The organism is Pseudomonas silensiensis (genome assembly GCF_050434865.1).
Taxonomy (GTDB): Bacteria; Pseudomonadota; Gammaproteobacteria; order Pseudomonadales; family Pseudomonadaceae; genus Aquipseudomonas; species Aquipseudomonas fluorescens_W.
On sequence record NZ_JBNDJH010000028.1, the window covers coordinates 89,671 to 102,943 of the forward strand.

A 13,273-nucleotide genomic window follows, 5' to 3' on the forward strand; every position below is an offset into this window, starting at 1 on the left:
AAAACATGAGCGATACCCTGCAGCTGATCCTTGAAGACACCGACGGCACGCAACTGGAAACTTCCTGCACCCGCGTCGCGGTCATGTGGCAAGGCAAAGAGCTGTGGATTCAGCAGGACGGCCGCGGCCAATTGCTGATCGGCGTGGACGTCGAAGAAGGTGACGCTGAGTACGCAAACCTGCTTTTGCGCCCATTGGCGACTAATCTGGTAAGTCTGCAACTGGAAATGGAACCGGCTGAAGTCGGTGACGAAGACCACGTGCACGGCCCGGATTGCGCACACGACCACTAAGGAAACCGCTCTATGCTCGCCCTCGGCAAACTGCTTGAACTGACCCTCGCCGGCCGCGAACCGGCGGAGAAGACTCAACTGACTGTCGAAGGCGTGCGCATGCGCTGGTTGAGCGAAGGTGCGCTGGAAGTCCGGCCACCTGAAGCTCGCGACAACGGCCTGGACCTGCTGCTATCGGCCGGCATCCATGGCAACGAAACAGCCCCGATCGAGTTGCTTGATCGCCTGTTGCATGACATCGCCCGCGGCGACTTGAAGCCGCGTACACGTATTCTGTTTCTGTTCGGTAACCCGGAAGCGATTCGCAAAGGCGAGCGTTTCATCGAGCAGGACGTCAATCGGCTGTTCAACGGCCGTCACGAACAAAGCAGCGGCTCCGAAGCCCTGCGCGCGTGTGAACTGGAGCGGCTGGCGGCGAGTTTCTTCAGCCTGCCGGATCGCAACCGCCTGCACTACGACCTGCACACCGCGATTCGCGGTTCGAAGATCGAGCAGTTCGCTCTGTATCCCTGGAAAGAAGGCCGTCAGCATTCACGCCAGGAACTGGCGCGTCTGCGTGCCGCTGGCATGGAAGCGGTGCTGCTGCAAAACAAGCCGTCCATCGTTTTCAGTTCCTATACCTACGACAAGCTCGGTGCCGAGTCCTTTACCCTCGAGTTGGGCAAGGCGCGGCCATTCGGGCAGAACGATGGGGTCAACGTCGACCTTCTGGAAACTCGCCTCAAACAGATTATCGAAGGCAACGAGCCAGCCCAGACCGAAGAGGCGCTGGACGGTTTGCAGCTGTTTAGCGTGGCGCGAGAAATCATCAAGCACAGCGATAGCTTCCGCTTGAACCTGCCAGCGGACATTGAGAACTTTTCGGAATTGGAAGTGGGTTACCTGCTGGCCGAAGACATCGCCCAGACCCGGTGGATCATTGAGGAGGAGGGTGCGCGGATCATCTTCCCGAACCCCAAGGTCAAGAACGGCCTGCGCGCCGGCATCCTGATTGTGCCTGCCACCGACGAAAACCTTGCCTGAAAAAACGCGGTCCCTTGTAGGAGCGAGGCTTGCCCGCGAAGGCGATTCAACATTCAGCATAACTGCTGATCATGAAATTGCCTTCGCGGGCAAGCCTCGCTCCTACAAGGGTAGGTTTTGTGTTTACACGGCTACCGCACGTGGCTCGCTACGACGCAACGCACGCATCTTGTGCAGCGTATCCGCGCACGTCTTCGCCGCTTCCTGGCCTTTATGCACAAAGTGCTCGAAGAAGAATTTCTGATGTTCTTCGCCGGCATGGAAGTGGTGCGGGGTCAGGACTACCGAGAACACCGGCACTTCGGTTTCCAGCTGAACCTGCATCAGCCCGCTGATCACCGATTGGGCGACGAATTCGTGGCGGTAGATCCCGCCGTCAACCACCAGGCCCGCTGCGACGATGCCGGCATAACGACCGGACTTGGCCAGCAGCTTGGCGTGCAGCGGAATTTCAAAGGCGCCGCCGACTTCGAAGAAATCGATCTCCGATTCCTGATAACCCTGAGCAATCATTTCGGCCACAAAGCCCTTACGGCTCTGATCGACGATTTCCTTGTGCCAGCAGGCCTGGATGAACGCAACGCGCTCGCCCTGATGGTTTTTGCTTTTGCTATCGATTGCGGTGGGTTGCATGTTCTGACTCCTGTTTATGTAAAAACAGGGCATATGAATCGAATGGGATTTAAGGGTACGCACGCTCGCACGAATGCCTGCGGACGGCCCTTTGGCGCCAATCCCGTTCTCTCTTCATCCGGACTATGACCGTCGGCCCCGGGATCACACCGGGTCTGCTGACCTTGCCGCCATCACAGCCATTGCCGTGCCTGTCGCCAAGCGCTCGCGGGCTATGCGCATTGCGCGCAATTACCGCCGGTGGGGAGTTGCACCCCGCCCTGAGAACGTTTTGCCGCCAGAATGTTTGGCGGCGAAGCGTTTTTAACACATATTTCTCACCTGTGCATTGCTGCTATCTGATGATTGCTATCAACTTTTTCGTCGGTTCAGGAAGCCTTTTCCTGCTCGAGGGTTGATTATTGGTCTGCATGACCGCAGTAATTCCTGATTGAAAGGGATTTTCCCTGCTTACCGAGGCCAGATTCATGAGTGTTATCGATCTTCGCAGCGACACCGTCACCCAACCGACCGCAGGGATGCTCGACGCGATGGCCACAGCGGCCACCGGTGACGACGTTTACGGCGAAGATCCGACGGTCAATCGACTGGAAGCCGAGCTTGCAAAGCGGCTGGGTTTTGCTGCAGCGCTGTTTGTTCCGACGGGCACCATGAGCAATCTGCTGGGCTTGATGGCCCACTGCGAACGCGGTGACGAATACATCGTCGGCCAGCAGGCTCACACCTATAAGTACGAAGGTGGCGGCGCGGCCGTGCTGGGTTCGATCCAGCCTCAACCGCTGGAGGTGCAGGCCGACGGCTCGCTGGACCTGGCGCACGTCGCGGCGGCGATCAAACCGGATGACTTCCACTTCGCCCGTACCCGTTTGTTGGCGCTGGAAAACACCATGCAGGGCAAGGTTTTGCCGCTGGAGTATCTGGCGCGGGCTCGAAGCTTCACCCGTGAGCATGGATTGCAGCTGCACCTGGACGGTGCGCGGCTGTACAACGCGGCGGTCAAATTGGGTGTCGATGCCCGGGAAATTACTCAACACTTTGATTCCGTATCGGTCTGCCTGTCCAAAGGCCTGGGCGCACCGATCGGTTCGGTGTTGTGCGGCTCGGTCGAGTTGATCGGCAAGGCACGACGCCTGCGCAAGATGGTCGGCGGCGGCATGCGCCAGGCCGGGATTCTGGCAGCAGCCGGTTTGTACGCGCTGGATAACCATGTTCAGCGTCTGGCGGATGACCACGCCAATGCGCAGTTGCTGGCCGAAGGCTTGCGAGCGGCGGGTTACGAGGTCGAGCCGGTGCAAACCAATATGGTTTATGTGCAGATGGGCGACAAGGCCGAGGCCATCAAGGCGTTTGCCGCCGAACGCGGGATCAAGCTGAGTGCTGCCGGACGTCTGCGTATGGTCACGCACATGGACGTCAGCCGCGCTCAAATCGAGCAGGTCGTCGCGACATTCGTCGAGTTTTCGCGCAACTGATAGCGTTAGCGGTCCAATTGACCGTTTCTATCGTATAAACACGCTGTACCCCGCGCGCAGGGCCGATATAATGCGGCCCTTTGCCGTCGCTTCGTCTGTTGACGTTTCGCACAGGCCTTTGGCCGCAGCCTCCGTGGAAGAACCTAATGAAAAGCGCAGAAATCCGTGAAGCCTTCCTTCGCTTCTTCGAAGAGCAAGGCCACACCCGTGTAGCCTCCAGCTCTTTGATTCCGGGCAACGACCCAACCCTGCTGTTCACTAACGCGGGGATGAACCAGTTCAAGGACTGTTTCCTGGGCCAGGAAAAGCGCGCGTACACCCGCGCAGTCAGCAGCCAGAAATGCGTGCGCGCCGGCGGCAAGCACAACGACCTGGAAAACGTCGGTTATACCGCCCGTCACCACACATTCTTCGAAATGCTGGGTAACTTCAGCTTCGGTGATTACTTCAAGCGCGACGCGATCACCTACGCCTGGAACTTCCTGACGTCCGACAAGTGGCTGAACCTGCCGAAAGAAAAGCTCTGGGTCACCGTCTACGCCAGCGATGACGAGGCCTACGACATCTGGACCAAGGAAATCGGCGTTCCGGCCGAGCGCATGGTTCGAATCGGCGACAACAAGGGCGCGCCGTATGCTTCCGACAACTTCTGGACCATGGGCGATACCGGCCCGTGCGGTCCTTGCACCGAGATTTTCTACGATCACGGCGCCGACATCTGGGGCGGCCCACCGGGCTCGCCGGAAGAAGACGGCGACCGTTACATTGAAATCTGGAACAACGTGTTCATGCAGTTCAATCGCACCGCCGATGGCGTGTTGCACCCGTTGCCAGCGCCGTCGGTCGATACCGGCATGGGCCTGGAGCGGATCAGTGCTGTGCTGCAGCACGTTCACTCGAACTATGAAATCGACCTGTTCCAGAGCCTGCTGAGCGCGTCGGCCAAGGCCATCGGTTGCACCAACGACAATCAGGCGTCCCTGAAAGTTGTCGCCGACCACATTCGCTCCTGCGGTTTCCTGATTGCCGACGGCGTGCTGCCGTCCAACGAAGGTCGCGGCTACGTGCTGCGCCGGATCATTCGTCGCGCCTGCCGTCACGGCAACAAGCTGGGCGCCAAGGGCAGCTTCTTCTACCAGATCGTTGCGGCACTGGCTGCCGAGATGGGCGAAGCCTTCCCTGAGCTGAAATCCCAGCAAGCACACATCGAACGCGTACTGAAAGCTGAAGAAGAGCAGTTCGCCAAGACCCTGGAGCAGGGCCTGAAAATCCTCGAGCAGGATCTGGCCGAGCTCAAAGGCGACGTGGTGCCGGGCGACGTAGTGTTCAAACTCTACGACACCTACGGTTTCCCGATGGACCTGACCGGCGACATCGCTCGCGAACGCAGCCTGACCATCGACGAAGAAGGCTTCGAGCGCGAAATGGAAGCCCAGCGCGTCCGTGCCCGTTCCGCCAGCTCCTTCGGCATGGACTACAACAGCCTGGTCAAGGTTGATGTGGCCACCGAGTTCACCGGTTACAACGCCACCTGCGGTTCGGCGAAAATCGTTGGCCTCTATAAAGATGGCCAGGCGGTCGACGTATTAAGTGAAGGCGACGAGGGTGTGGTCGTACTGAACCAGACGCCGTTCTACGCTGAATCAGGCGGTCAGATCGGTGACTGCGGCTTCCTTCAGGTCGGCAACACGCGCTTTGACGTACGCGATACCACCAAAACCGGTGGTGCCTTCTTGCATCACGGCGTGCTGGACTCGGGCAGCCTGACCATCGGCGCGCCGGTAGAAACTCATGTTGATGCCGAGGTGCGTCACGCGACTTCGTTGAACCACTCGGCGACTCACTTGCTGCACGCGGCATTGCGTCAGGTGCTGGGCGATCATGTTCAGCAGAAAGGTTCGTTGGTCGACAGTCAGCGCCTGCGCTTTGACTTCAGCCACTTCGAAGCCATCAAACCTGAGCAGTTGAAGGCGCTGGAAGACATCGTCAACGCCGAGATTCGCAAGAACTCCGAAGTTGAAACCGAAGAAACCGATATCGAAACCGCCAAGCAGAAGGGCGCCATGGCGCTGTTCGGCGAGAAGTACGGCGACAATGTGCGCGTACTGAGCATGGGCGGTGATTTCTCCGTCGAGCTGTGCGGTGGTATCCACGCCAACCGGACTGGCGACATCGGCCTGCTGAAGATTATCAGCGAAGGCGGTGTGGCTTCCGGCGTGCGTCGTATCGAAGCGGTCACTGGCGCCGCGGCGCTGGCATACTTGAACGCTGCTGAAGAACAACTCAAGGAAGCGGCCAACCTGGTCAAGGGTAGCCGCGACAACCTGATCGACAAGCTGTCGGCTGTGCTGGAGCGCAACCGTCTGCTGGAGAAGCAGCTCGAGCAGTTGCAGGCCAAGGCTGCCAGCGCAGCGGGCGACGATCTGTCGGCTTCTGCCCTGGATGTCAAAGGCGTGAAAGTGTTGGCCGTGCGCTTGGACGGTCAGGACGGCAAGGCGCTGCTGGCGCTGGTCGATCAACTGAAAAACAAACTCGGCCGCGCAGTGATCCTGCTCGGCAGTGTCCATGAGGAAAAGGTCGTTCTGGTTGCAGGCGTAACCAAAGACCTGACTGGCCAACTCAAAGCCGGTGATTTGATGAAGCAAGCCGCTGCTGCAGTGGGCGGGAAGGGCGGTGGTCGTCCAGACATGGCGCAAGGCGGTGGTACTGACGCTGGCGCACTGGATGCGGCATTGGCCCTGACGGTTCCATTTGTAGAGCAGGGTTTATAAGGCAGTGTGTCCGGCCCGCAGTCTAGTGGCGGGCCGCAACGCTGTTTGAGTGATTATTTGGGCGCCCTTCATGGGCAGAGGCGGCTTTGAAATGGCTTTGATCGTACAGAAATTTGGAGGCACCTCGGTCGGCACTGTCGAGAGAATCGAACAGGTCGCCGACAAGGTTAAGAAGTTCCGCGAAGCCGGCGATGACCTGGTGGTTGTGCTGTCTGCAATGAGCGGCGAAACCAACCGTCTGATCGATCTGGCCAAGAAAATCAGTGGCGACGGCCAGCCAGTTCCTCGTGAACTGGACGTGATCGTCTCCACCGGTGAGCAGGTGACGATTGCACTGTTGGCTATGGCGCTGATCAAGCGCGGCGTGCCAGCGGTGTCCTACACCGGCAACCAGGTGCGGATTCTGACGGACAGTGCGCACAATAAAGCGCGTATCTTGCAGATTGATGACCAGAAGATTCGTGGCGACCTGAAGGCCGGTCGTGTGGTTGTTGTCGCCGGGTTCCAGGGCGTCGACGAGCACGGCAACATCACCACCCTTGGTCGTGGCGGTTCCGACACCACCGGCGTGGCGCTGGCGGCAGCCTTGAAGGCTGACGAATGCCAGATCTACACCGATGTCGACGGCGTCTACACCACCGACCCGCGTGTGGTGTCCGTGGCTCAGCGCCTGGACAAGATTACCTTCGAAGAGATGCTGGAAATGGCCAGCCTCGGTTCCAAGGTGTTGCAGATCCGTGCGGTGGAATTCGCCGGCAAGTACAACGTTCCGCTGCGCGTACTGCACAGCTTCAAGGAGGGTCCGGGCACCCTCATTACTATTGATGAAGAGGAAACCATGGAACAGCCGATCATTTCCGGCATCGCTTTCAACCGCGATGAAGCCAAGCTGACCATCCGTGGCGTGCCAGACACCCCGGGCGTTGCATTCAAGATTCTCGGCCCGATCAGTGCCGCGAACATCGAAGTCGACATGATCGTGCAGAACGTTGCGCACGATAACACCACCGACTTCACCTTCACCGTGCACCGCAATGACTTCCAGGCCGCGCAAACCGTGCTGGAAAACACCGCTCGCGAGATCGGTGCCCGTGAAGTCGTTGGCGATATCAAGATTGCCAAGGTGTCGATCGTCGGTGTCGGCATGCGCTCCCACGCAGGCGTGGCCAGCCGCATGTTCGAATCGCTGGCGAAAGAAAGTATCAACATCCAGATGATCTCGACTTCGGAAATCAAAGTCTCCGTAGTGATCGAAGAGAAGTACCTGGAACTGGCTGTGCGCGCTCTGCACACGGCTTTCGAACTGGACGCACCGGCCCGTCAGGGCGAGTGATGCGTTAACCGAAGGGCGCGGTCTGACCGCGCCCTTTTGTTTTTTTGAATGGTGCGACCCGAGGCTGTTCTTTTGCTCGCGCTAGTCAATACTCAGGCATGTAGGGCTGCGATCGTTCCGGTTGTAGGTCGAGTGCCTTTTTTTTGCAGACTGTTGTCCCTGAAATGAAATGCGTGAGGAGAAAGGTATGCTGATTCTGACTCGTCGGTGCGCAGAAAGCCTGATTATTGGTGATGGCGAAATCACCGTGACCGTGCTCGGCGTCAAAGGAAATCAAGTGCGTATCGGTGTCAACGCCCCGAAAGAGGTTGCGGTCCACCGTGAGGAAATTTACCTGCGTATAAAGAAAGAGAAGGACGAAGAACCAAGCCATTAATTTTTATCGTTTTTTATGTTTGCAAACGGGGAAGAAGCTGGTTAATATACGCCCCGTGTTGCGGAGAGCTGGCCGAGTGGCCGAAGGCGCTCCCCTGCTAAGGGAGTACACCTCAAAAGGGTGTCGGGGGTTCGAATCCCCCGTTCTCCGCCATTATTTGCGTAGTACGTTGTAATCTGGCTTCTTCGGTAAGTTGTTGAAATTACTAGAAAAAGTGTTTGACATAGAGATTAGACGGCCTATAATGCGCGGCAACAAATGCACTCGTAGCTCAGCTGGATAGAGTACTCGGCTACGAACCGAGCGGTCACAGGTTCGAATCCTGTCGAGTGCACCATTTAAGAGTCATCTGCAGTAATGTGAATGACTTGGCTTCAACCAGTTGTGATCTGGTATAAAAACACAAATGCACTCGTAGCTCAGCTGGATAGAGTACTCGGCTACGAACCGAGCGGTCACAGGTTCGAATCCTGTCGAGTGCACCAAACAACAAAAAGCCCGCGTTTAACGCGGGTTTTTTGCCGTCTGGGATTTGGCTTTTCCTTTGGTGCATCCTCTCTCATCGAACTCGATGTTCGCGCTACGACCTCGCTTGTTGTCGTAGCGGTAGCTCATGGCCGAATTGCGAATATTGATCTTGTCTGGCTTGCCGAGGGCGCTCTCGACATCCTGCTGACTCATCCCTGCAACAACCCGCTGATTGATGATGGCTTCGCGGCGTTCTTTGGCGCTGATCAGGTCTCCACATTTGTCCTCGGTCTTGCCGACGACAGTCGGATCCCTCCTTTTGATTTTCATACCTGATGTTTCGCGATTCTCGGCCTCCGGCATGAGAGCGATCACGCTGCCCGGTGTGAAGGTGCGGACATCCTGCAGCGAAAGGCTGTCTCCGGCCGTACAGCTCAACGTAGTGAAGGTAATGCGTCCGTCGGCCGCCTCGCAGCGGTGAACGGTCGTGGCAAGCGCCCAGGGCGACGGGCAGAGCAGGGTAATCAATAAAAAATAATAGGCATTCGATGGCATTAAACGTCCTCCATGACGGTCCATCTAAAGGGTAGTCGTTACATTTTTCAGTCGTGGTGTGTTTTCTTTTCAGGATGAGTCGTCGCAGTTTGATGGATCAGGCAGCGCTCAGGTTTGTCTTGCAAGCGCTTGTTTCAGCCACGATTTTTTAACGTTTTAAACCGTCGGGCGGTGTATCATTGCGCCCGTCAGCCCCGCCGGGGCTTGTGGAATACCTCCATGGACTTACCCAGTAGTTACTCAGTACCCCGTTTTTCCAATCATGAATTGACTGATTGATCCTTCCGGCGTGCCCCGCTGCTGGGAGTGGAGTTCGCCTATGTCTGAAGTTGAAGTAAAGAAAACGCAGGAAAGCTTGCAGGACCGCCTCGCTCAAGTTGTTGAGCTGCTGCAGCGTCAGCGGGTGGTCGAAGACCTGACTCATCGCCAGGAAGGTCCGCATCACGACCGGGTCGAGAACCTGGTTCACCGGCAAAACCTCGTCGAGTTGCAACGCAAGCTCGATGATCTGCACTCCGCCGACGTCGCCTATATCCTTGAAGCCTTGCCGCTGGACGATCGTCTGACGCTCTGGCAATTGGTCAAGGCCGATCGCGACGGCGACATTCTGCTCGAAGTATCCGATTCCGTTCGTGAAACGCTGATCGCCGACATGGACGATCACGAGCTCCTGGCTGCTGCCAAGGACATGGACGCCGACGAACTTGCTGACCTGGCCTCCGAGCTGCCGCGAGACGTCGTCCACGAGCTGATGGAAACCCTCGACGGTCAACAGCGTGAGCGCGTCCGCTCTGCGTTGTCCTACGACGAGGAGCAGGTCGGTGCGCTGATGGACTTCGAGATGGTGACGATCCGTGAGGATGTCAGTCTCGAAGTGGTTTTGCGTTACCTGCGCCGGCTCAAGGAGTTGCCCAGCCACACGGACAAACTGTTCGTGGTTGATTACGACGGCGTGCTCAAGGGTGTGCTGCCGATCAAGCGTCTGCTGGTCAACGATCCGGAAAAACAGGTTTCGGACGTCATGGCCAGCGACCCGGTGAGTTTCCATCCGGATGAAGATGCCTATGACGCTGCTCAGGCGTTCGAGCGTTACGACTTGATCTCGGCGCCCGTCGTCGACAAAAACGGCAAGTTGATCGGCCGTCTGACCATCGACGAAATGGTCGACCTAATTCGTGAAGAGAGCGAAAACGAAGTTCTCAACATGGCGGGTCTGCGTGAAGAGGAAGATATTTTTGCGTCTGTCTGGAAGTCCCTGCGTAACCGTTGGGCCTGGCTGGCGGTGAACCTGATTACCGCGTTCATTGCATCCCGGGTGATCGGTCTTTTCGAAGGCTCCATCGAGAAATTGGTGGCGTTGGCGGCACTGATGCCGATTGTGGCAGGTATCGGTGGTAACTCAGGTAACCAGACGATCACCATGATCGTTCGGGCCATGGCGCTGGATCAGGTCAGTACCGGCAATACTTCGCGTCTGATGCGCAAGGAAATCGCGGTAGGTCTGATCAATGGCCTGGTGTGGGGTGGTGTGATCGGCGTCGTCGCCTATCTGCTGTATGGCAGTTGGTCTCTGGGGGTGGTGATGACCGCGGCCATGACGCTCAACTTGTTGCTGGCGGCATTGGCGGGGGTGTTGATTCCCATGACTCTGGCGCGGCTTGGCCGCGATCCTGCGATGGGCGCCAGCGTGATGATCACCGCCATGACGGACAGCGGCGGGTTCTTCATCTTTCTCGGGTTGGCGACAATCTTCCTGCTCTGACTTATCGACATTAGAAACCCGCCAATCGGCGGGTTTTTTTTGCCCGAATTTCAGGCAAAAAAAAGCCAGCGATTAAGCTGGCTTGAACTTTCGGATGAAATCAGGAAGCGTCTGCGGCCATTTCGGCATCATGCGCAATCAGCGAAACAAGTGCGTTCTGCTGACGGTGGGAGAGTTGGCGGAAACGTTGCAGCAGTTCACGTTCGTGTAATGACAGCTCCGGGCTGTCCAGGCGCATGCTCAATTCTTCGCCCAGCGCGCCTTCTTGAATAAGGCTCTGCTCAAGGCGCGCGATGATTTCGGAGTTCATGCTGCGATGATGATTGCGAGCCACCTCGGCAATGCGTTCACGCATTCCGTCTGGCAGACGTACGACGAACTTGTCAGCCGTACGGCTGGAATAAATTGCCTGTTTCAATGGGCGCATATATTTAACCGGTTAGTTCAGGGGAGCGGTTCTCGGGATTGGCCGCAGGATGTCTGATAGGACAAGCGGTCTGGCCAAATGTTCAACCTGAATTGATAAAGGCTCGCATCATGCCTCAAAGTAGCCAGTTCGTTGGCGTCAATTCTGTGACAAATATTGAACTGGATAAAGGCGTTATGCCAGCACCAATTATCAGAAATGCGGACTGGTTTGAAAAGTTTGCGCTGGTCCGTATCTCTGACTGCCTCCTCTTGCCCGACAGGTGATGTCCTGGGGCGGCTGAAGGCGCATGCTGTGTAGATTCGATCAGTGTTCCTTACTGGTACAGGATAGTGGCAATTGGCCGATTTACTAGGGGAAGACGTTCAGTGGGAGGTGATTTCAGGATGGATGGCAGGCTGATTTACTTGATGGGGCCATCTGGGTCCGGCAAGGACAGCCTCATCGAAGCCGCCCGAGAGCCGTTGCAGACGCTCAATTGTGAAGTGGTGCGTCGGGTTATCACGCGGTCGGCCGAATCAGTGGGTGAGGATGCGATTGGCGTTTCCAGGGATGAGTTCGAGCAATACAGAGTCGAGGGCGATTTCGCGCTGTGCTGGAACGCCAATGGCCTGGATTACGGTATTCCGGTCGAAATAGATCAATGGCTCAATGAAGGTCGGCATGTCTTGGTCAACGGCTCTCGTGGCCATCTGGCTGAAGCGCTGCTCCGGTATCCAACGCTGTTGCCGGTTCTTTTGACGGTCAACGATGAAGTCCTGCGAGAGCGCCTGCTGCGTCGTGGTCGCGAGAGTATTACGGAGATTGAAGCAAGGCTGCATCGCAATGGGTTATTCGCGGCAGAGGGTTCAAACGGTGACACGCAGATTTATCGGCTCGACAATTCAGGTGAGCTGTCCACCACAGTTGCCAATTTGCTGGACTTGCTGAGGGTTAACGCAGTACCGGATCGAACTTGATCTTGCGCCCGGCAATCAGCGCCAGCACAAACAACGCACCGAACACGCCGCTGGCGATCGAGGGCAGGGTTAGGATCCTATCCTGGGCCACTGACAGATGAAGAATGCCGCTCAGTAAGGCGAGGATGAAAAACCCTGCGGCTGATTTGGACATGCGGTGCTCCTGATGGGGGGATTCAAAATACCAAACGTTCTGAAGACTGAGCCGGCACCAGAATGCCTTCCTGGCTCACTTCTTGGCTGACAAAGCTGCGTTGATCGCTCATTGCCGCCAGTTGAGGGGCCCGTTGCACCTGAAGGTAATGAGGCATGCGTTGAGCAACCGGCTCAACACCGCTCTCGGGGGAAAAATGAAAGCCCAACAGAATCGCCAGAGCGATCGCGATCGAGAGTAAAAGGGCGCTGTTCATGAGGCTTGCCTCCGTTGTTCTTCGAGAACAGCTGAAGCAGCTCGCATGCCAAGAGTCTAACGGTAGTTAAATCCTTTAAAAACAACGGATTAAGATATTTTGCCGAAGTGCTTGCATTGCATTTTGCAATGATGGCCTTTTGCGGTGATGCAATTTGCACGGTAAACAAAGCCACGCTCCTGCGAGGCATCTGCCTACACTTAAAAAGCCCAACGGACGACATGACAAAAGCAGGCCTGCCCGTTAACATGCACGCCGTCCATCGCACCGCGTTTCTTCATGGTCGATCTGTGTCTCAGTAGCTCAATTGGATAGAGCATCCCCCTCCTAAGGGGAAGGTTGGCAGTTCGAACCTGCCCTGGGACACCACATAACTCAAGGGCCTCTAGAAATTCATGACCCCTCCGATAAACCCTCATGGGCGTAGGGTGGGAGCGAGCGATTCCTTCAGGCATAAAAAAGCCCCGCTCAGATAAATCTGGCGGGGCTTTTTCATAACCGTTCCGTCCATATAAAGGAGAGGAATGGTAAGGAAAAGAATTTTTAGGCAGGGGTTGACCACGTACTTTAATCCTGTATTATTCGCCTCCCGCTAACGAGCATATTGATGCTTGCCTAGTTTAAGTAATTGATTTTGTTGATAAAATCAGAAACTTTTAAGGTTGCTACTTGAGGATGTGTGCTGTAGAATGCGCCCCTCGGTTGAGACGAAAGCTCTTAACCAACCGCTCTTTAACAACTGAATCAAGCAATTCGTGTGGGTGCTTGTGGAGTCAGACTGATAGTCAACA

General features: G+C 56.6%; 13 protein-coding genes, 4 tRNA genes and 1 riboswitch. Of the genes, 12 read left to right on the plus strand and 5 right to left on the minus strand.

Annotated features, from left to right (window positions below):
* The first annotated feature begins 5 nt into the window (after positions 1-5).
* Together QF010_RS29305 and astE are read left to right on the plus strand one after the other, a co-directional pair.
* Positions 6-293, plus strand: a complete 288-nt coding sequence (locus tag QF010_RS29305; RefSeq protein ID WP_033056735.1) for a hypothetical protein — start codon at positions 6-8, stop codon at positions 291-293.
* Positions 294-305: 12 nt separating this feature from the next.
* Positions 306-1,316 carry a succinylglutamate desuccinylase gene (astE, locus tag QF010_RS29310; RefSeq protein WP_429534485.1) on the plus strand — a complete coding sequence of 337 codons (1,011 nt, stop codon included), beginning with the start codon at positions 306-308 and terminating at the stop codon, positions 1,314-1,316.
* 123 nt (positions 1,317-1,439) lie between these two features.
* Here astE and QF010_RS29315 read toward each other — a convergent pair whose 3' ends face one another.
* Positions 1,440-1,949, minus strand: coding sequence for a 6,7-dimethyl-8-ribityllumazine synthase (locus tag QF010_RS29315; RefSeq protein WP_007943897.1), 510 nt, complete (start codon positions 1,947-1,949; stop codon positions 1,440-1,442).
* Positions 1,950-2,050: 101 nt separating this feature from the next.
* Positions 2,051-2,221: riboswitch (FMN riboswitch) on the minus strand.
* Positions 2,222-2,416: 195 nt separating this feature from the next.
* Between QF010_RS29315 and ltaE the strand changes: the two genes are divergently transcribed.
* From ltaE to QF010_RS29350, 7 genes are all read left to right on the plus strand, one after another.
* Positions 2,417-3,421: a low-specificity L-threonine aldolase gene (ltaE, locus tag QF010_RS29320; RefSeq protein ID WP_033056179.1), complete on the plus strand. Its 1,005-nt coding sequence runs from the start codon at positions 2,417-2,419 to the stop codon at positions 3,419-3,421.
* Between the two features lie 146 nt (positions 3,422-3,567).
* Positions 3,568-6,192, plus strand: coding sequence for an alanine--tRNA ligase (gene alaS / locus QF010_RS29325; protein ID WP_033056180.1), 2,625 nt, complete (start codon positions 3,568-3,570; stop codon positions 6,190-6,192).
* A 91-nt stretch (positions 6,193-6,283) separates the two neighbouring features.
* Positions 6,284-7,525, plus strand: coding sequence for an aspartate kinase (locus tag QF010_RS29330; RefSeq protein ID WP_008154299.1), 1,242 nt, complete (start codon positions 6,284-6,286; stop codon positions 7,523-7,525).
* A 187-nt stretch (positions 7,526-7,712) separates the two neighbouring features.
* Positions 7,713-7,901, plus strand: a complete 189-nt coding sequence (gene csrA / locus QF010_RS29335; RefSeq protein WP_002554426.1) for a carbon storage regulator CsrA — start codon at positions 7,713-7,715, stop codon at positions 7,899-7,901.
* 62 nt (positions 7,902-7,963) lie between these two features.
* Positions 7,964-8,054: transfer RNA gene (locus QF010_RS29340), tRNA-Ser, on the plus strand.
* Between the two features lie 107 nt (positions 8,055-8,161).
* Positions 8,162-8,238, plus strand: a tRNA-Arg gene (locus QF010_RS29345).
* Between the two features lie 71 nt (positions 8,239-8,309).
* Positions 8,310-8,386 (plus strand) — tRNA-Arg (locus QF010_RS29350).
* A gap of 19 nt (positions 8,387-8,405) precedes the next feature.
* On the opposite strand, the gene QF010_RS29355 is transcribed toward QF010_RS29350, so the two are convergent.
* Entirely contained in the window at positions 8,406-8,924 is a 519-nt protein-coding gene (locus QF010_RS29355) for a cell envelope protein SmpA (RefSeq protein WP_429534486.1), read from the minus strand.
* 319 nt (positions 8,925-9,243) lie between these two features.
* On the opposite strand from QF010_RS29355, the gene mgtE reads away from it, so the two are divergent.
* Positions 9,244-10,686 (plus strand): magnesium transporter, encoded by a 1,443-nt coding sequence (mgtE, locus tag QF010_RS29360; protein ID WP_033056182.1) that lies wholly within the window; start codon positions 9,244-9,246, stop codon positions 10,684-10,686.
* Between the two features lie 100 nt (positions 10,687-10,786).
* On the opposite strand, the gene QF010_RS29365 is transcribed toward mgtE, so the two are convergent.
* Positions 10,787-11,113 carry an Arc family DNA-binding protein gene (locus tag QF010_RS29365; RefSeq protein ID WP_003178899.1) on the minus strand — a complete coding sequence of 109 codons (327 nt, stop codon included), beginning with the start codon at positions 11,111-11,113 and terminating at the stop codon, positions 10,787-10,789.
* 386 nt (positions 11,114-11,499) lie between these two features.
* Here QF010_RS29365 and phnN point away from each other — a divergent pair, with 386 nt between their 5' ends.
* Positions 11,500-12,072, plus strand: a complete 573-nt coding sequence (gene phnN, locus QF010_RS29370) for a phosphonate metabolism protein/1,5-bisphosphokinase (PRPP-forming) PhnN (RefSeq protein WP_033056184.1) — start codon at positions 11,500-11,502, stop codon at positions 12,070-12,072.
* On the opposite strand, the gene QF010_RS29375 is transcribed toward phnN, so the two are convergent.
* Together QF010_RS29375 and QF010_RS29380 are read right to left on the minus strand one after the other, a co-directional pair.
* Positions 12,047-12,226, minus strand: coding sequence for a PA3371 family protein (locus tag QF010_RS29375; protein WP_033056185.1), 180 nt, complete (start codon positions 12,224-12,226; stop codon positions 12,047-12,049). The two genes, phnN and QF010_RS29375, sit on opposite strands and share 26 nt — an antisense overlap.
* Positions 12,227-12,248: 22 nt before the next feature.
* The gene (locus QF010_RS29380; protein ID WP_033056186.1) at positions 12,249-12,482 is read right to left on the minus strand and encodes a hypothetical protein; all 234 of its coding nucleotides are present in this window, start codon (positions 12,480-12,482) and stop codon (positions 12,249-12,251) included.
* Between the two features lie 292 nt (positions 12,483-12,774).
* Here QF010_RS29380 and QF010_RS29385 point away from each other — a divergent pair.
* Positions 12,775-12,851: transfer RNA gene (locus QF010_RS29385), tRNA-Arg, on the plus strand.
* The last annotated feature ends 422 nt before the right edge of the window (positions 12,852-13,273 follow it).